Annotated in this window: 19 protein-coding genes and 1 riboswitch; of the genes, 13 read left to right on the forward strand and 6 right to left on the reverse strand. The window is 54.9% G+C overall.

Annotated features, from left to right (window positions below):
• Positions 1–52: 52 nt before the first annotated feature.
• Positions 53–1,063, reverse strand: coding sequence for a DNA-binding transcriptional regulator CytR (gene cytR / locus K6K13_RS00820; RefSeq protein ID WP_434064625.1), 1,011 nt, complete (start codon positions 1,061–1,063; stop codon positions 53–55).
• A gap of 263 nt (positions 1,064–1,326) precedes the next feature.
• The gene (priA, locus tag K6K13_RS00825) at positions 1,327–3,522 is read right to left on the reverse strand and encodes a primosomal protein N' (protein WP_222159142.1); all 2,196 of its coding nucleotides are present in this window, start codon (positions 3,520–3,522) and stop codon (positions 1,327–1,329) included.
• A gap of 343 nt (positions 3,523–3,865) precedes the next feature.
• Here priA and rpmE point away from each other — a divergent pair, with 343 nt between their 5' ends.
• Positions 3,866–4,081 (forward strand): 50S ribosomal protein L31, encoded by a 216-nt coding sequence (gene rpmE, locus K6K13_RS00830; protein ID WP_195313079.1) that lies wholly within the window; start codon positions 3,866–3,868, stop codon positions 4,079–4,081.
• 83 nt (positions 4,082–4,164) lie between these two features.
• On the opposite strand, the gene metJ is transcribed toward rpmE, so the two are convergent.
• Positions 4,165–4,482 carry a met regulon transcriptional regulator MetJ gene (metJ, locus tag K6K13_RS00835; RefSeq protein ID WP_196907435.1) on the reverse strand — a complete coding sequence of 106 codons (318 nt, stop codon included), beginning with the start codon at positions 4,480–4,482 and terminating at the stop codon, positions 4,165–4,167.
• Positions 4,483–4,668: 186 nt separating this feature from the next.
• Here metJ and metB point away from each other — a divergent pair, with 186 nt between their 5' ends.
• The 9 genes from metB to metF all read left to right on the forward strand — a co-directional run bounded on the left by metB (position 4,669) and on the right by metF (position 15,324).
• Positions 4,669–5,835, forward strand: a complete 1,167-nt coding sequence (metB, locus tag K6K13_RS00840; RefSeq protein ID WP_222159143.1) for a cystathionine gamma-synthase — start codon at positions 4,669–4,671, stop codon at positions 5,833–5,835.
• A complete protein-coding gene (locus K6K13_RS00845; RefSeq protein WP_222159144.1) occupies positions 5,832–8,267 on the forward strand; it encodes a bifunctional aspartate kinase/homoserine dehydrogenase II in 2,436 nt (811 codons plus the stop codon). The genes metB and K6K13_RS00845 overlap by 4 nt, the downstream gene beginning before the upstream one ends.
• A gap of 143 nt (positions 8,268–8,410) precedes the next feature.
• Positions 8,411–9,604 carry an ABC transporter ATP-binding protein gene (locus K6K13_RS00850; protein ID WP_222159145.1) on the forward strand — a complete coding sequence of 398 codons (1,194 nt, stop codon included), beginning with the start codon at positions 8,411–8,413 and terminating at the stop codon, positions 9,602–9,604.
• Between the two features lies 1 nt (position 9,605).
• Positions 9,606–10,739: an ABC transporter substrate-binding protein gene (locus K6K13_RS00855; protein ID WP_222159146.1), complete on the forward strand. Its 1,134-nt coding sequence runs from the start codon at positions 9,606–9,608 to the stop codon at positions 10,737–10,739.
• A gap of 67 nt (positions 10,740–10,806) precedes the next feature.
• Positions 10,807–11,646 (forward strand): ABC transporter permease, encoded by an 840-nt coding sequence (locus K6K13_RS00860; protein WP_222159147.1) that lies wholly within the window; start codon positions 10,807–10,809, stop codon positions 11,644–11,646.
• Positions 11,643–12,449: an ABC transporter permease gene (locus K6K13_RS00865; RefSeq protein ID WP_222159148.1), complete on the forward strand. Its 807-nt coding sequence runs from the start codon at positions 11,643–11,645 to the stop codon at positions 12,447–12,449. Before K6K13_RS00860 ends, K6K13_RS00865 begins: the two co-directional genes overlap by 4 nt.
• Positions 12,446–13,450, forward strand: a complete 1,005-nt coding sequence (locus K6K13_RS00870; RefSeq protein ID WP_222159149.1) for a LacI family DNA-binding transcriptional regulator — start codon at positions 12,446–12,448, stop codon at positions 13,448–13,450. The genes K6K13_RS00865 and K6K13_RS00870 overlap by 4 nt, the downstream gene beginning before the upstream one ends.
• A 43-nt stretch (positions 13,451–13,493) precedes the next feature.
• Entirely contained in the window at positions 13,494–14,255 is a 762-nt protein-coding gene (locus tag K6K13_RS00875) for a phosphodiesterase (protein ID WP_222159150.1), read from the forward strand.
• Positions 14,256–14,430: 175 nt separating this feature from the next.
• Positions 14,431–15,324, forward strand: a complete 894-nt coding sequence (gene metF / locus K6K13_RS00880) for a methylenetetrahydrofolate reductase (protein ID WP_222159151.1) — start codon at positions 14,431–14,433, stop codon at positions 15,322–15,324.
• Between the two features lie 164 nt (positions 15,325–15,488).
• On the opposite strand, the gene K6K13_RS00885 is transcribed toward metF, so the two are convergent.
• Positions 15,489–15,926 carry a hypothetical protein gene (locus K6K13_RS00885; RefSeq protein ID WP_222159152.1) on the reverse strand — a complete coding sequence of 146 codons (438 nt, stop codon included), beginning with the start codon at positions 15,924–15,926 and terminating at the stop codon, positions 15,489–15,491.
• A gap of 432 nt (positions 15,927–16,358) precedes the next feature.
• Between K6K13_RS00885 and oxyR the strand changes: the two genes are divergently transcribed.
• Positions 16,359–17,276: a DNA-binding transcriptional regulator OxyR gene (gene oxyR / locus K6K13_RS00890; RefSeq protein WP_222159153.1), complete on the forward strand. Its 918-nt coding sequence runs from the start codon at positions 16,359–16,361 to the stop codon at positions 17,274–17,276.
• Here the strand turns inward: oxyR and sthA are convergent.
• Complete coding sequence (sthA, locus tag K6K13_RS00895) at positions 17,259–18,677, reverse strand: Si-specific NAD(P)(+) transhydrogenase (RefSeq protein WP_434064590.1); 1,419 nt, start codon at positions 18,675–18,677, stop codon at positions 17,259–17,261. The two genes, oxyR and sthA, sit on opposite strands and share 18 nt — an antisense overlap.
• Positions 18,678–18,894: 217 nt before the next feature.
• On the opposite strand from sthA, the gene fabR reads away from it, so the two are divergent.
• Together fabR and K6K13_RS00905 are read left to right on the forward strand one after the other, a co-directional pair.
• Positions 18,895–19,530, forward strand: coding sequence for an HTH-type transcriptional repressor FabR (gene fabR, locus K6K13_RS00900; protein ID WP_222159154.1), 636 nt, complete (start codon positions 18,895–18,897; stop codon positions 19,528–19,530).
• A gap of 109 nt (positions 19,531–19,639) precedes the next feature.
• Entirely contained in the window at positions 19,640–20,011 is a 372-nt protein-coding gene (locus K6K13_RS00905) for a YijD family membrane protein (RefSeq protein WP_222159155.1), read from the forward strand.
• A 29-nt stretch (positions 20,012–20,040) separates the two neighbouring features.
• Here K6K13_RS00905 and trmA read toward each other — a convergent pair whose 3' ends face one another.
• Positions 20,041–21,144: a tRNA (uridine(54)-C5)-methyltransferase TrmA gene (trmA, locus tag K6K13_RS00910; protein ID WP_222159156.1), complete on the reverse strand. Its 1,104-nt coding sequence runs from the start codon at positions 21,142–21,144 to the stop codon at positions 20,041–20,043.
• 139 nt (positions 21,145–21,283) lie between these two features.
• A riboswitch (cobalamin riboswitch) is annotated at positions 21,284–21,496 on the forward strand.
• Positions 21,497–21,510: the final 14 nt, after the last annotated feature.

The raw sequence follows: 21,510 nt of genomic DNA on the forward strand, positions 1-21,510 counted from the left end.
ATTTAGGGAGCATGTTACTGAACCCTAAAAACTTTGACCAGCACCGGAATTCTTAAACCCGATAACGAGCGTAATTTGGCGTGGCCGTGCTGTCACGAATAACCAGCTTGCTGTTGAGTAACCGTGACCCGCTGGGCACCGTATGACCCTGCAACTGCTCCAATAGCAAGTGCATGGATTCACACCCTAATTCATAACGGGGTTGCGCGACGGTGGTGAGCGGTGGAAAACAGTATTGCGCCTGCTCTATATCATCAAAACCCACCAGCGACAGGTCTTTTGGAACATCCAACTTCATTTTTTTCGCTTGAGAGAGTACGCCCATTGCCATCATGTCGCTGTGGCAAAATATGGCACTGGGCGGTGCCGGGTGCTTCATCAGCATTATCAGTCCGTTCACGCCGGTTTCATAACTGAAATTGCCGCGATAGATATACTGATTATCCACTTGAATGCCGCTGCGGCGCAGCGCCTGAATATAGCCTTGCAAGCGGTATTCGCTCAGATGCATGTTTTCGGGACCCGCGATACAGGCAATACGGCGGTGTCCGAGTCGGTGCAGATAATAAACGGCATCAAAGGCGGCGGTGAGGTTATCGATGTGCACCGTCGGCAATTCCAGGTCGGGCGAGAATTCGTTGACCATCACCATCGGCGGCAGGTTGCGCCGCTCCTCTTTGCTGGCGCTAAACGGCAGATTGGCCCCGAGCAGCAACATGCCATCAATCTGCTTGGTGATAATTAAATCGACGAAAGATTTTTCTTTGTGATGCTGGTGGGCGCAATCACCAATCAGTACCAGATAGCCTTGTTTTGCAGCGGTTTCTTCGATACCGCGCAGGACATCGGTAAAGAAAGGATCGCAAATATCCGGCACAATCGCGAGCAGCGTGCGTGACTCGCTGCGTTTTACGTGACGGGCAAGCGCATGCGGCGCGTAACCCACGGTGAGCACGGCTTGTTCAATCCGCTTACGCGTTTGGCTCGAGACCTTCTCCGGATTCATCAGCGTTCTGGAGACCGTGGCCGTCGACACACCCGCGACCTCTGCCACGTCTTTCATCGTCGCCGGCGTGGTGTCATTTTTATAGTCCAACGCGGTTCTCCTTGCATCGTATGCGATTGGCGAACAGGACGGCGGCACGCACACCGCCCGATTTTTTTGCCTGACAGGCTTATACCACCCATTTTGCTAAGGATACTGTTTCTCTGCCCACTCTTAACAGATGGCGCGCAAGTTTTGCTGCTCAGATTGCATAAAAGATGTGACGAATGTCGTTATTTCGGCACCGTTCGCATTTTTTCGTGGTGTGTTAACGACGGCGATCAGTTATCGGTAGGGTCGACATCCAACACCCATTTCACTTTGCGCGCTTCGGGCAGTAGCGGGATGAGCGGGCGTGAGGCCTTAACGACACGCTGAAGCGTGGCGCGGGAAGGGTGCTGCAACAGCAATTGCCAGCGGAAGCGCCCGGCGCGTTTGGGTTGCAAGGCGGGAACCGGACCGAGCAGCCAGAGCGCATCATCCTTGAGTGGGCTGCTTTCCAGCAGGTTGCGCAGTTGCTGGAGGAAAAGCGGCGCATGCTGGTTATCGTGATCGTCGGCGCGGAACAGAATGTGGCTGGTGTAGGGCGGCAGAAACACGCTCTGGCGCTCTTTCAGCGTCTGACTGGCGAAGGCGTCGTAGCCCTTTTGTAGCAGCAATTGCAGTAACGGGTGGTCGGGGTGGTGAGTTTGCAGCACCACTTCGCCGCTCTTGCCGGCGCGTCCGGCGCGTCCGGAAACTTGCGTATACAACTGGGCAAAACGTTCCGTGGCACGAAAATCGGCAGAAAACAGCGAGCTGTCGACATCCAGCAGTGCTACCAGCGTGACATCAGGGAAATGGTGCCCTTTTGCCAGCATCTGCGTGCCGATAAGAATGCGTGCGTCTCCTTGACGCACTTGTGCCAGTTGCTGTTCCAGCATGCCTTTGCGGCTGGTGGTATCGCGATCGATACGGGTAATGGGTACATCGGTGAACAGCGAAGTCAGCGATTCCTCCAACTGCTCGGTGCCCAGGCCAACCGGCACCAAATGTGTTGAACCGCAGTGGGGGCACTGCTGTGGCATCGGGCGTTGGCTGTCACAATGGTGGCAGCGGAGCTGACGCTGCTGCTGGTGATAAGTGTAATAGTGCTCGCAGCGTTGGCATTCTGCGATCCAACCGCATTCGTGACACATCACCACCGGTGAAAAACCCCGACGATTAAGGAACAGGATGACCTGGTTATTGTGTTCCAAATGGTGGCGAATGCGGGTAATCAGCGGTTGTGACAGTCCGCTGGTGAGCGGTAATCCTTTGACATCAAGGATATGCTGGCGTGCAGGTTGCGCGTTACCCGCGCGTTTGCGCAGCGTGAGTTGGCGGTATTTACCGTTTTGTACGTTGTAGAGCGTTTCCAGCGCGGGCGTGGCGGAGCCCAGCACGATGGGAATATTTTCCTCTCTGGCGCGGAACACGGCCAAATCACGAGCGTGATAGCGCCATCCTTCGTGCTGTTTGTATGAGCCGTCGTGCTCTTCATCGATGATGATCATCCCCAGACGGGCAAACGGGGTAAACAGCGCGGACCGGGTGCCAATGACAATCGCGGATTCTCCGCTGCGTGCGCGTAGCCACACGGCCAAGCGTTCGCTGTCGTTCAGTCCTGAGTGCAGCACATCCACGGGCGCGATGAAACGTGCGCGGAAACGGGCAATGGTTTGCGGCGTCAGGCCGATCTCGGGCACCAGCACCAGCGCCTGCTTGCCTTGTGATAACACGTTTTCCAGCGCGCTCAGGTACACCTCGGTTTTGCCGGAGCCGGTGATCCCTGCCAGCAACCAGGTGGTAAAATGGCTGTCTTCGCTGCGGATGGCACCCACGGCGGTCGCCTGCTCGGTATTGAGGCGCAGCCGTTCATCATGGGTGATGGGCTGGTGACGCCAGTCCTGCACCTCCGCATCGATGGCCTTGAGATCGCACAACCCTTTGGTGCGCAGGGCCTGCAATGCGGTCTCTGTCAGACCGGATTCATTCACCTGATGGCGGTACAGCGCCCCTTGTATCAGGGCCGACAGTGCCTGTTGCTGTTTGCGCGCACGCGCTAGCGTGGCGAGCGGTGTGGCTTTGCCCTGTTCGGTGGCGAACCACTGCCAGAGCGGAGCGCGATGGGCCGGTTTACCCTGTCGCAGCAAAATCGGTAAGGCGTGGAACAACACCTCGCCAATCGGGTAGTGATAGTAGCCCACGGCCCAGAGCAGAATACGCCACAGGCTGTCAGGGAAAAGAGGCTGTGCATCAAGCACATCGTGAATGGATTTGAGCTGTTCTACCGGAAGTTCGCTGCGATCGCTGCACGCCACGACAATACCAATCGCCTTGCGGTTGCCAAAGGGCACGCTGACGCGTACGCCCGGCGATGGCGTCATGCCTGCGGGCAGCAGGTAATCGAATGTGCGTGCCAGCGGCACGGGCAATGCGACCTGAACGATGGACATGCTTTCTCCGGCTGATAACTCTGGCGCTAGGCGGTTTTCCCTGCCCAGCGCAGTCCGACGGTACGATAGGTTACCGCTCAGTGAACGTCATGGGGGGGCTTGCGCCGCCAGTGTACAGGTTGCAGGCTAAAATGTGTTACCTGATTGCATCGGCTGGCTAATTTCTGTATGATTCGCCGCCTTTATACGACTTTGCTAGGCGTGGTGTAATGACCGGCGCGATGGTGAAGCGTATACTGATCGTAGAGCGTCAATGTACAGTGCTGTGCTTACAGTGCTTAACTTCGTGTGGTGTCTGGCGAAACAGGGCTGGATAGCGACACGGCCTTAACAGAGGTTTGCCATGAAAAAAGGTATTCACCCAAATTATGTAGCGATTACTGCAACATGTTCTTGCGGTAACGTTATCAAAACCCATTCTACCGTGGGTCACGATCTGAACCTGGACGTTTGTGGCGAATGCCACCCGTTCTATACCGGTAAACAACGTGTTGTTGACACCGGTGGTCGTGTTGAGCGCTTCAACAAGCGTTTCAGCGTGCCGGGCAGCAAAAAATAAGCGTCCGAGCATAAACAATAAAGGCACCCAAGGGTGCCTTTATTGTTTCTATCGCCAGAGCCGTATATCGCCCGATCGACAGATCAATATTCCCACGTATCCGGGTCAATCCCCATCTCACGCATGATCGCCTTGGCCACCTCAGGGATTTCATCGCTGCGCTCTTTACGCAAATCGTGGTCATCCGGTAGTGGCTGGCCGGTAAATGCGTGCAGAAACGCTTCGCACAATAATTCACTGTTGGTTGCATGGCGCAGGTTATTGACCTGACGTCGGGTGCGCTCATCAGTCAGGATTTTCAGCACTTTAAGCGGAATCGAGACCGTGATCTTTTTAACTTGCTCGCTCTTTTTACCGTGTTCAGCGTAAGGGCTGACATACTCGCCGTTCCACTCAGCCATGGGATACCTTAAAAATATAGTAGTCAGGAAGATAAAACCGTCATGATATGAGGGGAATTCTAACGGGATTTCCGTCAATGCTCAATCTATACGCAAAGAAGTTTAGAAGTCTAGATGTATTGACGTCCGTTGAGCTTGGGATTACTCTTGACAGCCTATACCCTGCCGCCAGTTAGGAAAATGACCATGACGCGTAAACAAGCAACGATTGCCGTTCGTAGCGGACTTAATGATGATGAACAATACGGCTGTGTGGTTCCGCCGATTCATCTCTCCAGCACCTACAACTTCACCGGTTTCAACCAGCCCAGAGCCCATGACTACTCGCGTCGCGGTAACCCGACGCGTGATGTGGTACAGCGTGCATTGGCAGAGTTGGAAGGTGGTGCTGGGTCGGTGATGACCAGCAGTGGCATGTCAGCCATTTTGTTGGTGTGCACCGTTTTTCTGCGTCCGGGTGATTTGCTGGTTGCGCCTCATGATTGCTATGGCGGCAGTTACCGTTTGTTTGACAGCTTGAACAAGCGCGGCGCATTTCGCGTAAAATTTGTCGATCAGGGCGATGCGGCTGCGTTGGCGGCGGCATTGGAAGAGAAACCGAAACTGGTGCTGGTGGAAAGCCCCAGCAATCCGCTGCTGCGCGTGGTGGATATCGCCGCCATTTGTCAGGCTGCGCGTGAAGCTGGTGCGGTCAGCGTGGTGGATAACACCTTCCTGAGCCCGGCGTTGCAGCGTCCGCTGGCATTGGGGGCCGATTTGGTGGTGCACTCCTGCACCAAGTATCTTAATGGACACTCCGATGTGGTGGCCGGCACGGTGATTGCCAAAGATCCGGCGCTGGTGACGGAGCTGGCCTGGTGGGCGAACAATATCGGTGTGACGGGGGCGGCGTTTGACAGCTATCTGCTGCTGCGTGGGTTGCGTACCCTTGGCCCTCGTATGGCCGCTGCGCAAAAAAATGCGCTGCAACTGATTGATTACCTGCAAACACAGCCGCTGGTAAAAAAACTTTATCATCCTTCACTGCCGAACAACCCCGGCCATGAGATTGCGCGTCGTCAGCAGTCCGGCTTCGGTGCCATGTTGAGTTTTGAACTGGACGGCGATGAAGACACCCTGCGCCGTTTCCTGGGAGAGCTGGAACTGTTTACGCTGGCAGAATCGTTGGGCGGCGTGGAAAGCCTGATTTCTCATGCGGCCACCATGACCCATGCAGGCATGGCACCGGAAGCGCGTGCGGCGGCAGGCATCTCCGAAACCCTGCTGCGTATTTCGGTCGGCATTGAAGACGGTGACGATCTGGTGGCCGATCTGGATCGGGCATTCCGGGTGGCAACTGAGGGAGCAGCATGAGTGCGTTAGGCGTATCAGCGGCAGTGTCTGGCCGCCAACTGCATAAATTTGGCGGCAGCAGTCTGGCAGATGTGAAATGTTATCAACGCGTCGCGGGGATTATGGCCGAATACAGCCGCCCCGGCGATTTGATGGTGGTGTCAGCGGCGGGCGGTACCACCAATCAGCTGATTAGCTGGTTGAAACTGAGCCAGAGCGATCGCCTTTCTGCCCATCAGGTGCAGCAGGCACTACGGCGTTACCAAAGCGATTTGATTGCCGGTTTGCTGCCTGCGGATGCCGCAGAGCGGCTGACCACCCTTTTTATCCGCGATCTGGAGCGTCTGGCGGCGCTGCTGGATGGCGGCGTGACCGATGCAGTTTATGCCGAAGTGGTGGGGCACGGCGAAATTTGGTCTGCACGCCTGATGGCGGCGGTGTTGAACTTGAGCAACATCGATGCCAGCTGGTTGGATGCGCGCGATTTCTTACGCGCTGAACGGGCTGCACAACCGCAGGTGGATGAAGGGCGCTCCTGGCCGCTGCTGCAACAGTTGTTAACGCAGCATGCGGGGCAACGGCTGGTGGTGACCGGTTTTATCAGTCGTAACGAGGCCGGTGAGACAGTATTGTTGGGACGCAACGGCAGTGACTATTCGGCTACGCAGATCGGTGCGCTGGCGGGTGTGGAACGCGTGACCATTTGGAGCGATGTGGCCGGTGTTTACAGTGCCGACCCGCGTAAGGTGAAAGATGCCTGTCTGCTGCCTCTGCTGCGCCTTGATGAGGCCAGCGAGCTGGCGCGTCTGGCGGCACCGGTGCTGCATGCGCGCACCTTGCAGCCGGTGTCTGCGAGCGATATCGATCTGCAACTGCGTTGCAGTTACAACCCGGAGCAAGGCTCTACGCGCATTGAGCGTGTGTTAGCGTCGGGCACGGGGGCAAAGATTGTCACCAGCCACGATGACGTGTGCCTGATCGACGTACAGATTCCTGCACAGCATGATTTTGCGCGCGTACACAAAGAGATCGAACAATACGTCAGCCGTGCGCAAGTGCGTCCGCTGGCGATTGGCGTGCACGCCGATCGCAATCTGGTGCAGCTGTGTTACACCTCGGAAGTGGTGGATAGCGCCTGGCATGCATTGGAACAGGCCGGATTGCCCGTGACGTTCGCGTTGCGTGAAGGATTAGCACTGGTGGCCATGGTCGGGGCTGGCGTGTGCCGTAACCCGCTGCACAGCCACCGTTTTTATCAGCAGTTAAAAGATCAGCCCATCGAGTTTGTCTGGCAGTCCGACGATGGCATCAGCCTGGTGGCGGTGCTGCGCGTGGGACCGACGGAGCATTTGATTCGCGGTTTGCACCACTCATTGTTCCGCGCGGAAAAACGGATCGGGTTGGTGCTGTTTGGCAAGGGCAATATTGGTTCCCGCTGGCTGGAGCTGTTTGCCCGCGAGCAGGCGCTAATTTCGGCACGTACCGGCTTTGAGTTTGTGCTGGCGGGCGTGGTAGACAGCACGCGTAGCCTGCTGAACTACGACGGTCTGGAAGCCAGTCGCGTGCTGGCCTTCTTTGATGATGAAGCGCAGGAGCGCGATGGTGAAGACCTGTTCCTGTGGATGCGTGCTCACCCCTACGATGACCTGGTGGTGTTGGATGTGACAGCCAGTGAAGCGGTGTCGGATCTCTATCTTGATTTTGCCAGCTACGGTTTTCACGTGATCAGCGCCAACAAGATTGCGGGCGCATCCAGCGGCGATCGCTATCGCCAGATCCGCGATGCCTTTGCCAAAACGGGCCGTCACTGGCTGTATAACGCCACGGTGGGGGCAGGGCTGCCGGTGAACTATGCGGTGCACGATCTGCGTGACAGCGGTGACAGTATTTTGGCCATCAGCGGTATCTTCTCCGGCACCTTGTCGTGGCTGTTCCTGCAATTTGATGGCAGCGTACCGTTCACCGAACTGGTGGATCAGGCCTGGCAACAGGGGCTGACGGAGCCGGACCCGCGCGTCGATCTTTCCGGGCAGGATGTGATGCGCAAATTGGTGATTTTGGCGCGCGAAGCGGGTTATGACATCGAACCCAATCAGGTGCGGGTGGAATCACTGGTGCCTGCGGGCTGTGAAGCAGGTTCTATCGATCAGTTTTTCGAAAATGGCGATTCGCTGAACGAGCAGATGGTACAGCGTCTGGAAGCGGCACAGGAGATGGGATTGGTGCTGCGTCACGTAGCCCGTTTCGATGTCAGCGGCAAAGCGCGCGTGGGCGTGGAAGCGGTGCGACCGGACCATCCGCTGGCTTCTCTGCTGCCGTGTGACAATGTGTTTGCGATCGAAAGCCGCTTGTATCGCGACAACCCGTTGGTGATTCGCGGACCGGGCGCCGGACGCGATGTAACGGCTGGGGCGATTCAGTCGGATCTCAACCGATTGGCTCAACTGCTGTAAGGCCTCTTCTCTTGCTAGCGGTGGTTTTTGACCACCGCTATTCCACTTCACCCTGTCACTGAAATGTCATGGCGTTAACACGTTGTTGACATCATTACCCCGGACAATCGGCTTCATCGAAAGGTTTGTTTGGGTGCACAGGTGTGCAAAATAGAACGTCTTCTTCCGCTGCGCTAACACCGCACATTACGCTCGCGCATCTGCATGCCGGGTACGGCACTACGCCTGTTTTAAATGATATTCACCTGGAGATTGCTCAAGGGGAATTTGTCGCGCTGCTCGGTGCCTCTGGTTGCGGCAAGACCACCTTGCTGCGCACTATCGCAGGGTTTGCGGCACCGGATGCGGGTGCGGTTCTGGTCAACGGCCAGGATATTACTCACTATCCGCCGGAAAAACGCGGTATGGCGCTGGTGTTCCAAAGCTACGCGCTGTGGCCGCATATGACGGTGGCGCAGCATATTGCCTACGGACTCAAATTACGTCGCATGCCGAGAGCGGAGATCGCCCGTCGTGTGACACAGCTTGAAAATATGCTGGGACTGACCGGATTGGGTGAGCGCAAACCGGCACAGCTCTCTGGCGGCCAGCGTCAGCGCGTCGCGTTGGGGCGAGCGTTGGCGATACAGCCTGATATCTTGCTGCTCGATGAACCCCTCTCCAATCTGGATACCCGCATTCGTTTGCAACTGCGCGACGAGATTCGTGTCTTGCAGCAACGTCTGGGCCTTACGGCCATTCACGTAACCCACGATCGCGAAGAAGCCATGGTGATGGCGGATCGCATCGTCATCCTGCATCAAGGGCGCGTGATGCAGGCGGGCAGCCCGCAACAGGTTTACCACCACCCAGCCAGTGCCTTTGTCGCGGCGTTTATGGGGGCTGAAAACCAACTGATGTTGGAGGCCTATTATGACGGCGATAGGTTGACGCTGCGTGGCGACGCGCAGGGGGCGGCGCTGGTGCCTCGGAATGCGACATTGCAACCCGGCACGGTAGAGGCGCGCTTTCGCGCCGACGCTGCACAACTCTACGATGCGACACAAGCACCGCCAGCGGCTCCCGGCATGCTGGTGCGTCAGGGCACCGTGTTGGCACAAAGCTATCCGGGCGGTCATTGGCTGCACACGGTTGTCAGTGGCGTATGGCGGATGCAGGTGCATGCCTCTGCGCCTTATGACGTCGGCCAACGCGTTGAGGTGCAGATCCCGGCGGACGCGCTGTTCCTGTTTCCGGCGTCTGATACGCCAGCCCCGTTCGCTTCAACATCACTGGCTTGTGCTTCTCACGATCCTCTTCCCGACCTGACTACCCAATCTTGTACTGGAGACCACTGACATGAAACGCATTTTTGCTGTAACGCTCATGATGGGCGCTTCACTTTCTGCCGCGCAGGCGCAAGAGCTGACCGTGCTGACGGCTGGCGATCAAAACATGGTCGATTATGTGAACGACTATCTGGGATCGCTGTTTGAACAGCAGCATCCAGGCGTCAAAGTCAGAGCCGTTGGTACTGGGCCGGGGGATGCGGGTTCACAGAAGATCCTCGAGCGCTTTAACGCGCAACAAGCCGCAGGCAGCAAAGTGTGGGATACCGACGTTGCCGTGGTGCATGAAAAATTTGTCGGCCCGATGGTGAAGGGCGGCCAACTGCTGCAATACCGTGATGCGATTGCGAGCGGCACGTTGGTGACCATGGCAGCAGCAGACAAAGCGTTGGGCAGTGACGTCAAAGGCTATGTGATGCCGATGTTCAGCAGCCAAACCGCACTGGCCTATAACCCGGCGCTGGTGTCGAACCCGCCGAAAAGCTATGACGAACTGCAACAGTGGGCGGCAGCACACCCAAAACAGTTCGGCTATAACGGCATTAAAGGGGGCGCGTCGGGCGTCAGCTTTGTGATGGGATGGGTTTACGCTTACGGCGGCGATGCCAATAAGCTGATGAACGGTCCGTTTGAAGAAGCGGAAGCACAGAAATGGCAACCGGCCTTTGAACGCCTGAAAGCGTTCAATAAAAACGTCACCCTGACACCGGGCAATGCGGGTACGCTGGATATGCTGAGCCGGGGAGAGATTGCTATCGGTCCGGTGTGGGTTGATATGTTCTACTCATGGAAAGCCAATGGCCAGTTGCCGGACAACGTTAAACTCCTTCTGCCTGCTCCCGGCATGCCCGGCCAGCTGATGCACTACGTGATCCCGGCACAAGCGCCCAATCGTGAACTGGCCCAGCAGTTTGTCGAACTGGCGACCAGCCCGAAAGTACAGGCCCAGGGCATTGTTGAGCGCTTCAACTGGTATCCGGGCATTGATGCCAAATACGTTCAAGCGGAACTGAAACCGGAAGTCTGGCAGCGTCTGTTTACCGATATCTCGCCACAGGATCTGGCGACCAAAGGAAAAACCTTCCCTATCGCTCCGTATAACGCCGCGATCCTCAATGCTTATGAACACGCGATGGCGCAGTAATCGCCCACACTATTGACCTGATTGATAGCATCCTTCCCGACTGTCTGGTCGGGAAGGGGAGAGCCTCATGTTACCACTCCCTTCTTTTTCTTCTCGTCTGGCAGGCATTGCGCTGGTGCTGCCTGCGCTGCTGGTGGTGGCGCTGTGCTTTATCGCGCCGCTCGGGCTGTCCGTTGGCGGAGCCTTTGTCAGCGATCAGGGCATCGGCGGGGCGAATTTTGTTACCGCGCTGACGCTCTATACCCCGGATATTCTGTTTACATTGCTGATTGTTGGCGTGTCTACGCTACTGATTGGCCTGTTTTCCGTATTGATCGGCGGTTACCTGACGTTGGGTGAAAATCCGCGTTGGGTCGCCCTGCTGCGCTGGGTTTATCGCTGGCCGCTGTTTATTCCTTTTATCGTCACTGGACAGATTTTACGCACCTTTTTGGCTAAAAACGGCTGGCTAAACGGCGCCTTGGATATGGTCGGCATCGTCGATCTCACCAGCGCCAGCAACTGGCTTGACTGGCGCGGTATTGTGTTTGCTTTTGTCTGGAAACAAACGCCCTTTGTGGCACTGCTGGTCTCTGGCGCGATGGCATCGCTGGACCGTGCAACGATGGAGTCGGCACGTAATCTTGGCGCGGGTCGGCTGCGTATTCTGTTCGAAATTGTGGTGCCACAGGTGTGGCACACGTTGCTGACCGGCCTGATTCTGTCTTTCGTGACCATGATGTCGGTGCTGTCGGTGCCGCTGATGATCAATGCGCAATCCCCGACGCTGTTGAGCGCCAATATTGCCTTTCGTATCAATGCCTATGGTGATTACGGCGTGGCGAACGCACTGGGGGCCATCTCGCTGTTGATGACGGCGGTATTTGCGGTTATCTATCTGCGTATCAGCATGAGGGAGAAAACATGAGGCGCGTATTGGGATGGATTGCCCCGGCGCTTATTCTGGGCGTGCTGGTTTTTCTTATCTTTGGTCCGTTGGCTAACCTGCTGCTGTGGGCAGTGGCGGAGAAATGGTTTTATCCGCACCTTCTGCCCTCTGAATGGGGTTTTGCCTTTTGGCGGCGCGTGTTCTCGGCGCGCAGCGTTGCCTGGGAAGCGCTGGGCAATAGCGTACTGGTGGCGATATGCACCGTGCTGGCCTCGCTGGCATTGGCTATTCCCGCCGGGTATGCATTGGCGCGGCTGGCATTGCCTGCGCGCGGGGTTATTCTGCTGGTTTTTCTGATTCCACAAGCGTTTCCCAATCTGACGGTATACGTGAATATCGCTCGCCTGTTTTATCAGTGGGGGCTGAACGGCACGCTGTTTGGCGTGGTGCTGGTGCATACGGTGCACGGATTGGTGTTTGCGGTGTGGATTGCTTCAGCGGCGTTTGCTGATATCAGCCGCGAGATGGAACAGGCCGCCCGCTCCATTGGGGCTGGTCCGTGGCGCACGTTTATCGATATTTCCCTGCCGCAAGCACTTCCGGGGCTGATGGCGGCGGCCATATTTGTCTTTCTGGAATCGTTGGATGAATTCACGGGAAGCTACTTTGTCGGCGCGCCGGATGTGCAGATGATGCCGCTGATGTTATACAGCGCCGGGGCGGGTGGCAATTACCAGATTGCGTCGATCACCGCGCTGGTATTACTGGTGCCTTCCCTCGTTTTCATGCTGGTAGTGGAACGTTTCCTGAAAGCAGATGTGCTGGCGAGGATCGGTAAATGAGCATCAACAAACAGCGTTATGTCAGCGCCCAGGATGTGGCGCGTCGGGCAGGCGTATCGCGTTCGGCAGTGTCGCGCAGTTTCACACCGGGCGCTAGCGTCTCGGCAGAGACCTACGCCAAAGTGATGACGGCGGCGCAACAACTGGGTTATCAGGTCAACGATCTGGCGCGTGGTCTGCTGGCGAACGGTAGCCGTTTGGTGGGATTGGTGGTCACACAGCCGGAAGTGGGCTTTCGAGCCAATCTGGTAGCCGCGCTTTCTCAGGCGCTCATTCAGCGCGGTTCGATTCCGGTGCTGATTAACACCGGACACACGCGCGGCGCGATGGCGGCGGCACGTTCGATTCTGTTCGGCCATCGTGCTGAAGCGACTATCGTGTTGTCTGGCTCACCGCCGCAGGAATTTGTTGAACTGGCGCAGTTGAACGGCCAGCCGTTGATCGTCATTGGACGCAATGACGACGCCTGCGACAGCGTGCATATCGACAATAACACAGCGGCACGCACGGCGGCGCGCTTGTTCGCCGCTGACGGCAGAAAGCAGGTGGCGCTGATGGGTTGTGCATCAGCCACCCCGAACATTGTTGAACGTGAGCAGGCGTTTTGCGATGAAGCGCGCACGCTGGGATTGGACGTGAGTACGGTGCGTGGTGTTGATTCAGACTACGCCGGTGGCCTTGGTGCCTGTCAGTCGCTGTTTGCACTGCCGCCGCTGGATTGGCCGGATGCCGTGTTTTGCATCAACGATTTAATGGCGTTTGGCGTGATTGATTGCGCACGTCAGCGTGGATTGTCAGTCCCTGACGATCTGGCGGTTATCGGTTTCGATGATATCCCTGCCGCAGGTTGGGATGCCTATTCGCTGACCACCTTCCGTCAGGATCCGGTGGTAATGGCGGCACAGGCGCTACAGTTGCTGGAACGTCGACAAGCACACCCGCAGGCACCGAACAGCAAAGCCGAAGTCAGCGCGCCACTGGTGCGCCGTCAATCGGCCTGAATATCTTGAACAAGCTACAAACTGTGATGCACAGAGGGAAACCATGAAAATCATTCAGTTCTCCGACCTTCATTTAACGACGCCGGGCCGAATGTTGCACGGACGCGATCCGCTGCAACACTTTCAGGCAGCGATTGCGGATATTAATACGCACCAGCGTGACGCGGCGCTGGTGGTTATTTCGGGCGATCTTTCCGATGATGGCAGTGCGGCATCTTATGCTGCCCTCGCTGATACGCTGGCCACATTACAGGTTCCCTGGCGTGTGACGTTAGGAAACCATGATGACCGAGCGGCCTTTTTGCGGGTGTTTCCCGCGTTGTCCGATGAGCACGGTTTTATCCAAAATGTCACGAACCTCGGCGATTATTGCGTGATCCTTCTGGATTCACTGCAAAGCGGTGATGTTGCCGGAAACCTGTGCAGCACGCGCTTACAGTGGCTGGAAGACCAACTGCGCCGCGCTCAGAACAACGCTGTATTGCTGTTTTTGCATCACCTGCCGATGCCTATCGGTTTGCCGTCGCTGGATGAAGTGCGGTTGGCACCGGACGCCGCCGATGCGTTGCATCAATGCTGCCTGCGCTATGGCAACGTACGGCACATTGCCGCAGGCCATGTGCACCGTCCTGCCAGCGGTAACTGGCGCGGCATCACCTTTACTACGGTGCGCGGTACCAACCACCAGTCTGCGCTGCGTTTTGTCCCCGGTTTTGACATCAGCCAGGAAACGCCGCAGTACGCTATTTTCTGGGTAACGGCGCAGGGGCATACGGTACATTTCAACGACGTTCCCGCCCTGTAACACGGGGCGGGACAGTATGATGAAAAAAATTCATTTACCTTGAGCAATCATCAACAGCTTTTAAACGAAATTCGTTGACTCTTGGTTGAGATTACGTCATTTTCTATATAGACGTCTAAACGTATAGACGTTCGATAAATTATGACGGTAACGTGACGACAAGGGTGGCAAGGGTATGAGTTTTTTTCACGCAAACCAGCGGGAAGCGCTGAATCAAAGCCTGGCGGAGCTCCAAGGGCAAATCAATGTTTCCTTTGAATTTTTCCCGCCGAAAACCAGTGAAATGGAAGAAACGCTGTGGAACTCAATTGACCGCCTGAGCAACCTGAAACCCAAGTTTGTTTCTGTTACCTACGGTGCAAACTCTGGCGAACGTGACCGTACACACAGCATTATCAAGACGATCAAAGAACGTACCGGGCTGGAAGCTGCGCCGCACCTGACTTGTATCGATGCTTCACGTGAGCAACTAATTGAAATAGCACAGGATTACTGGCAGAGCGGTATTCGCCATATTGTAGCGCTGCGTGGGGATTTACCGCCGCAAGGGGGCAAACCGGACATGTATGCCGCCGATTTGGTGAGCCTGCTGAAAAGCGTCGGTGATTTTGATATCTCGGTCGCGGCTTATCCGGAAGTTCACCCAGAGGCCAAAAGCGCGCAGGCCGATCTGATCGGCTTGAAGAAAAAGATTGATGCGGGGGCCAATCGTGCCATCACACAGTTCTTTTTCGATGTCGAAAGCTATTTACGTTTTCGCGATCGTTGCGTCGCCACGGGCATTGATGTGGAGATTGTGCCGGGTATTCTGCCGGTTTCCAACTTCAAGCAGTTACAACGTTTCGCCACCATGACGAACGTGCGCGTGCCGAACTGGATGACGGCCATGTTTGATGGGCTGGATAACGATGCTGACACCCGCAAAATGGTGGGGGCGGCCATCGCCATGGACATGGTGAAAATCCTCAGCCGTGAGGGTGTGAAAGATTTCCACTTCTATACGCTCAACCGTGCGGAATTGAGTTATGCGATTTGCCATACACTGGGTGTAAGGCCTGCCGTTAACTGATCAAAAGCGATACCCTAAATAATTCGAGTTGCAGGAAGGCGGCGAGCGAACGAATCCCGATAGGCTTACTCAGGTAAGTAATTCGGGTGAATGAGTGCAGCCAACGCGCCTGCAGCTTGAAGTATGATGGCTATATCATGGCAGTGCGTAACCGTTGCCCACTGTCATTTCGTGCGTTTTTCTTTTCCTTTTTTTCCCCCTATTGCTTTGCTGGTTGTCGGGCGATCCCTGCGATCCGGCTCTGATTCATAGGCTGACATCTCAGAATCCGATTCCGTATCGTAGTCTTTGGTTCGCTCGTCAAGAATATAGCCATAGGTTTTTTCCTCTAGTTTATCCAGCCGAGGAATTTTACTGAAGTTATGTTTTTGAGGATTATTGATAATAATCTCTAAACATCTCCGCGTATCTTTTAATATGGATTCCAGTTCTTGTTTTCGCTTAGTGCGCAATGCTGGGGGATTATCAGGCATTGATTTAACGCGCCATAACCTTATGATGATATCAATGATATCAATGATATCAATGATATCACCGTTGCTGACATGTTTATCCGCCGGTAAACGCGAGTAGTGACATCTCCCTTGCTGGTATATTTTCATTAATATTCTTTCTCAGTTTGCTGTCTTTTCCGGGCCTTAACCCGATTGACGCTGAGGGAGTACTAAATTTCGCTACCGATGTGGGTCACTCGCCGGCCCGATTCCGCTTTTTATTCAAGCTTCATTGATATGTTGCAGGGTAAAATAATTATGTCATTATTGATGCGCTATGTTATTACCACTACCTCGGTAAAGTGTGTCGGCTTTGTGTGTTTTTAATATTTGGCATCTTATGATTATCCAGCATTGAAGGTCTTATAAAATTTCAATAGTGAAACAAATTTCATTTTCTTAACGCCGTCGCTGGTTATATTTTTTAACCGATAAGATACCGTTGTTGTCGGGAACCAAACGTTTTCTTTGTTGATAGGGCTTACCATTGATTGGTGTCCTACCTATCGTTTTTGGCTATCGTGTTAAGGGTAATGATAAATGAACATTCGGGATCTAGAGTATCTGGTGGCGTTAGCTGAACACCGTCATTTTCGGCGTGCAGCGGACTCCTGTCATGTCAGCCAACCGACGCTCAGCGGTCAAATTCGTAAACTGGAAGATGAACTGGGCGTGATGTTATTGGAGCGCACCAGCAGAAAAGTGTTGTTTACTCAGGCTGGCTTGCTACTGGTCGAACAGGCAAGAACCGTGCTGCGCGAAGTCAAAGTGCTTAAAGAGATGGCGAGCCAACAGGGAGAGACCATGTCTGGTCCGCTGCATATTGGGCTGATCCCCACCGTTGGACCTTACCTGCTGCCGCATATCATTCCCATGCTGCACCGCACGTTTCCTAAGCTGGAAATGTACCTGCATGAAGCTCAGACGCATCAGTTACTGGCACATCTGGATAGCGGCAAGCTGGACTGCGCCATTCTCGCGATGGTCAAGGAATCGGAAGCATTTATCGAAGTCCCACTGTTTGATGAACCAATGAAACTGGCGATTTATAAGGATCATCCGTGGGCAAACCGTGAGCGTGTTGCCATGTCCGATCTGGCCGGTGAAAAACTGCTGATGCTGGAAGACGGGCATTGCCTGCGCGATCAGGCATTGGGATTCTGTTTCCAGGCCGGGGCAGATGAAGATACGCATTTTCGTGCCACCAGCCTGGAAACGCTGCGCAACATGGTCGCCGCCGGCAGTGGGATCACCTTGTTGCCTTCGCTGGCGGTGCCTCATGAGCGCCAGCGTGATGGTGTTTGTTATTTACCGTGCTACAAGCCGGAGCCGAAGCGAACTGTCGCGCTGGTGTACCGCCCGGGATCGCCACTGCGCGGTCGCTATGAACAATTGGCGGACGCTGTGCGGGAACATATGCAGCACTATTTGGACAGTGCATTAAAACAGGCGGTTTAATCCATTAAGTGCCGCCACCCGGTAAGCTTCGGCCATCGTTGGGTAATTAAAGGTTGTATTAACGAAATATTCGATAGTATTCCCTTCGCCTTTTTGCTCCATGATGGCCTGGCCGATGTGAATGATTTCCGCCGCACGCTCGCCAAAGCAGTGAATACCGAGTATTTGCCTGGTTTCTCGGTGAAAAAGAATCTTCAGGCTCCCCACGTTCATGCCAACAATTTGCGCCCGCGCCAGATGCTTGAACTGCGCGCGCCCAACCTCATAAGGCACTTTCATTGCCGTAAGCTCCTGCTCGGTTTTCCCTACGGAGCTGATTTCCGGAATGGTATAGATCCCTGTCGGGATATCTTCGATAAGGTGTGCACTGGCATCGCCTTTTACGATGGCTTGCGCCGCCAAGCGTCCCTGATCGTAGGCCGCTGAAGCCAGGCTGGGATAGCCGATAACGTCGCCCACCGCGTAGATGTGTGCCAGCGCGGTTTGGTACATGCTGTTGACTTTCAACTGGCCGCGCCCATCGGGCACCAAACCGATTTTTTCCAGCCCTAACGTCTCCGTGTTGCCGGTGCGCCCATTGGCGTACAGCAAGCAGTCGGCCTTCATCTTTTTACCGGATTTAAGATGAACAATGACGCCGTCAGCGGTACCCTCGATCGATTCGAACTCTTCGTTATGACGAATGACTACGCCATTGTTCCAAAAATGGTAGGACAAGGCGTCAGACATTTCCTGATCGAGAAACGCCAGCAGGCGATCGCGGGTGTTGATCAGATCCACTTTTACGCTCAGACCACGAAAGATCGAGGCATATTCACAGCCAATCACGCCTGCGCCATAAATGATCACGTGCTGGGGTTCGTGATCCAGTTCCAGAATGGAATCGCTGTCGTAAATACGGGGATGTGCAAAGTCTACATTTGCCGGGTGGTAGGGGCGTGAGCCTGTGGCAATGATAATGTGGGCGGCGGTGAGCGTATCTTGCATATTATCGGGATACTGCACGGCAACCGTGTGTTCATCGATGAAATGCGCTTCGCCTGAAAATATTTCGCAATGATTACGTTCGTAAAAACCCTGACGCATTCGGGTTTGCTGGCCGATGACGCTGTCGGCGTGGCGTAGGATATCGGAGAACGAGGAGCGAATAGGGCGTGCGTTATCGCTATACAGCGGGTTCTGGTTAAATTCGATGATGCGGCTGACAGCATGGCGCAACGCTTTGGAGGGGATGGTGCCCCAGTGCGTGCACCCGCCGCCGACGTTGTTATATCGCTCGATGACAGCCACTCTGGCACCTTGCTTGACCAGCCCCATCGCGGCCCCTTCGCCGCCGGGGCCGGAACCAATGATGATGGCATCATAATCAAACGGTTGCTGAATCTGTGCTTGCTGTGTCATGGTAGGGTAATCCTGTTTTTATACAAGCCGATAACGCTATTGTAACACTGCCGCGTTCATAACCCAATTTATCCCTGTTGCTGGTATGACAATCGTCTGTCTCATTTTCAATATGGAAAACTTTGTCTCAGTATGTCGCAAGTAAAGTTTGCTATAGTGCTTTTCTGGAGAGGAAAGCGGATGGTGTCAGCTGAATATGGGTGTCGGAACACAAAATATGGGTGTCAGAGCACAACAAAAAGAACGCACTCGCCGTTCCTTAATCGAAGCTGCTTTCAGTCAACTCAGCGCCGAACGGAGTTTCGCCAGCCTGAGCTTGCGTGAGGTCGCGCGTGAGGCGGGCATCGCTCCCACCTCTTTTTATCGCCACTTCCGCGATGTCGATGAATTGGGTTTGACGATGGTCGATGAAAGCGGCCTGATGTTGCGTCAACTGATGCGACAGGCACGCCAGCGCATTGCCAAAAGCGGTAGCGTTATTCGCACATCGGTCGCCACCTTTATGGAGTTCATTGGCAATAACCCCAATGCGTTCCGTCTGTTGCTGCGTGAACGTTCGGGCACCTCCGCCGCGTTTCGTGCTGCTGTTGCCCGTGAAATCCAGCATTTTATTGCGGAACTGGCGGACTATCTCGAAGTAGAAAATCATATCCCGCGTGAATTTGCGGAAGCCCAGTCTGAAGCCATGGTCACGATTGTGTTTAGCGCTGGCGCAGAGGCGTTGGACGTTGGGCTTGAGCAACGGCGGCAATTGGAAGAACGCCTGTTGCTGCAATTACGCCTGATTGCCAAAGGGGCTTACTACTGGTACAGAAAGGAACATGAGAAGGAAGTGAATACGTCTGACGCGTAGCAGCGAGCCGGAGGTGGCGTTTCCCTCTGTTAAGGCGGTACGCGGTAGGCGTCCCATCATGTTCCTGAGTGTTTAAAACGCTTGAGTGTTGAAAACTACGGGAGACATCATGACAAAATACCCTCATCAAGAAAAAGGCACCCTGGTTTTGGCATTGATCGCAGGTTTATCGGTCAATGGGTCATTTGCCGCCTTGTTCAGTTCAATCGTGCCCTTTTCCGTCTTTCCGCTGGTTGCGCTGGTGCTCTCGGTTTACTGCCTGCACCAGCGTTACCTCAATATTGAGATGCCTGAAGGCATCCCGCTGCTGGCCGCCGCCTGCTTTTTACTGGGGTTGCTGCTGTATAGCGCATTGGTTCGCGTTGAATACCCACAGATTGGCTCCAACTTCCTGCCTTCATTACTGTGTGTAGTGTTGGTGTTCTGGATTGGCTTGCGGCTTAAAAAGCGCCGCCCGGTAGACGACGCAACTGCATCCTGATGATCACGTGTTCGCGATGAAGAAGGCGGTTAAGCCTTCTTCTCTAACAGTACGCCGCATTCCATATGATGGGTATAGGGAAACTGATCGAACAGTGCCAGACGAGTGATACGGTGTGTCGTCGTGAGTTGGGTCAGGTTGTTGCACAGGGTTTCCGGGTTGCAGGAGATGTAGAGGATATGCGAGTAACCCTGCACCATGGACAGCGTTTGGTCGTCGAGGCCGCTACGCGGTGGATCGACAAAAATGGTGTCGCACTGATAGTCGGACAAATCGATCCCCTGCAAACGGGTAAATTCACGCTGACCCTGTAGCGCTTGGGTAAATTCTTCCGCTGCCATGCGGATAATCTGCACGTTATCAATCTGGTTCGCGGCAATGTTGAATTGTGCTGCGGCGACGGACGGTTTGGCGATTTCGGTGGCTAATACACGATTGAAATTACGTGCCAATGCCAATGAGAAGTTGCCGTTACCGCAATAAAGTTCGAGCAGATCGCCGGTTGAGCCCGCAGTAACCTTCAGCGCCCACTCCAGCATGTGGATATTGATGGCAGCATTGGGCTGGGTGAAGCTGTTTTCCACCTGGCGGTAGGTCATCTCACGCCCGGCGACGGGCAGGCGCTCATCGACATAATCTCTGTCGAGGAAGATCTTGGTTTTTGTTGCCCGGCCAATCAGTTGCAGAGCGAATCCCTGAGCGCGCAGTGTATCGCGCAGCGCGCATGCCTGTTGTTGCCACGCCTCATCTAACGCTTTGTGGTAGATAAACGTCACCACCACTTCACCGCTCATCGTCGACAGATAGTCAATCTGAAACAGCTTGTGGCGCAGTATCACATCGTTGCGCAGTGCATCGAGCAGAAGGGGCATCAGTTGATTAATCAACGCACTGGCCACAGGGAATTGATCGACTCTGATCCGCTGTTTGGTCTGCTGATCGAACATGATGTGGTAGAGATCGTCACCTTCGTGCCAAATGCGAAACTCGGCCCGCATACGGTAATGACTCACCGGGGAACGGAACACCTCTGGCTCTGGCGCAGCAAAGGGCACCATCATCTGCCGTAGACGTTCCGTCTTTTCCGCAAGCAGGTCGTCATACTGTTCGATGGGCAGGTTCTCTGGCGTCATGGTGTTCTCGGCTTCAAAACGGTGAAAAGAGGAAAAGAAGTTTACTGGCCGGGATTGTAGGGCATCTCAAAGGGATGTCCAGCGTTGTTGCTGCGATAATAATTTCACATCGCGGAAGTCTAGACATCCGTAAGCGGCCATCGTAGCATAGCGTGCCGGTATTACACTGTGCACTGACGCAGTGTGAGTTAAAAGGGAATCCAGTGAGAATCTGGAGCTGACGCGCAGCGGTAAGGGGAAGGGAAACGACAGCAGTAGATGCAGACACTGCCTGCGGGTGGGAAGTCGTCGTTTCTGATTGCAACAGCAATGTCACCCGAGCCCGAAGACCTGCCGGTTTACGTCGCAATGTTCACGATCGTCGCG

Source organism: Symbiopectobacterium purcellii, assembly GCF_019797845.1.
GTDB classification, from domain to species: Bacteria; Pseudomonadota; Gammaproteobacteria; order Enterobacterales; family Enterobacteriaceae; genus Symbiopectobacterium; species Symbiopectobacterium purcellii.

Excerpts from the sequence above, each read along its gene's own strand:
- cytR (WP_434064625.1), bottom strand. The coding sequence starts at position 1,063 with ATGAAAGACGTGGCAGAGGTCGCGGGTGTGTCGACGGCCACGGTCTCC.
- priA (WP_222159142.1), bottom strand. The coding sequence starts at position 3,522 with ATGTCCATCGTTCAGGTCGCATTGCCCGTGCCGCTGGCACGCACATTC.
- rpmE (WP_195313079.1), top strand. The coding sequence starts at position 3,866 with ATGAAAAAAGGTATTCACCCAAATTATGTAGCGATTACTGCAACATGT.
- metJ (WP_196907435.1), bottom strand. The coding sequence starts at position 4,482 with ATGGCTGAGTGGAACGGCGAGTATGTCAGCCCTTACGCTGAACACGGT.
- metB (WP_222159143.1), top strand. The coding sequence starts at position 4,669 with ATGACGCGTAAACAAGCAACGATTGCCGTTCGTAGCGGACTTAATGAT.
- K6K13_RS00845 (WP_222159144.1), top strand. The coding sequence starts at position 5,832 with ATGAGTGCGTTAGGCGTATCAGCGGCAGTGTCTGGCCGCCAACTGCAT.
- K6K13_RS00855 (WP_222159146.1), top strand. The coding sequence starts at position 9,606 with ATGAAACGCATTTTTGCTGTAACGCTCATGATGGGCGCTTCACTTTCT.
- K6K13_RS00860 (WP_222159147.1), top strand. The coding sequence starts at position 10,807 with ATGTTACCACTCCCTTCTTTTTCTTCTCGTCTGGCAGGCATTGCGCTG.
- K6K13_RS00865 (WP_222159148.1), top strand. The coding sequence starts at position 11,643 with ATGAGGCGCGTATTGGGATGGATTGCCCCGGCGCTTATTCTGGGCGTG.
- K6K13_RS00870 (WP_222159149.1), top strand. The coding sequence starts at position 12,446 with ATGAGCATCAACAAACAGCGTTATGTCAGCGCCCAGGATGTGGCGCGT.
- K6K13_RS00875 (WP_222159150.1), top strand. The coding sequence starts at position 13,494 with ATGAAAATCATTCAGTTCTCCGACCTTCATTTAACGACGCCGGGCCGA.
- metF (WP_222159151.1), top strand. The coding sequence starts at position 14,431 with ATGAGTTTTTTTCACGCAAACCAGCGGGAAGCGCTGAATCAAAGCCTG.
- K6K13_RS00885 (WP_222159152.1), bottom strand. The coding sequence starts at position 15,926 with ATGAAAATATACCAGCAAGGGAGATGTCACTACTCGCGTTTACCGGCG.
- oxyR (WP_222159153.1), top strand. The coding sequence starts at position 16,359 with ATGAACATTCGGGATCTAGAGTATCTGGTGGCGTTAGCTGAACACCGT.
- sthA (WP_434064590.1), bottom strand. The coding sequence starts at position 18,677 with ATGACACAGCAAGCACAGATTCAGCAACCGTTTGATTATGATGCCATC.
- fabR (WP_222159154.1), top strand. The coding sequence starts at position 18,895 with ATGGGTGTCAGAGCACAACAAAAAGAACGCACTCGCCGTTCCTTAATC.
- K6K13_RS00905 (WP_222159155.1), top strand. The coding sequence starts at position 19,640 with ATGACAAAATACCCTCATCAAGAAAAAGGCACCCTGGTTTTGGCATTG.
- trmA (WP_222159156.1), bottom strand. The coding sequence starts at position 21,144 with ATGACGCCAGAGAACCTGCCCATCGAACAGTATGACGACCTGCTTGCG.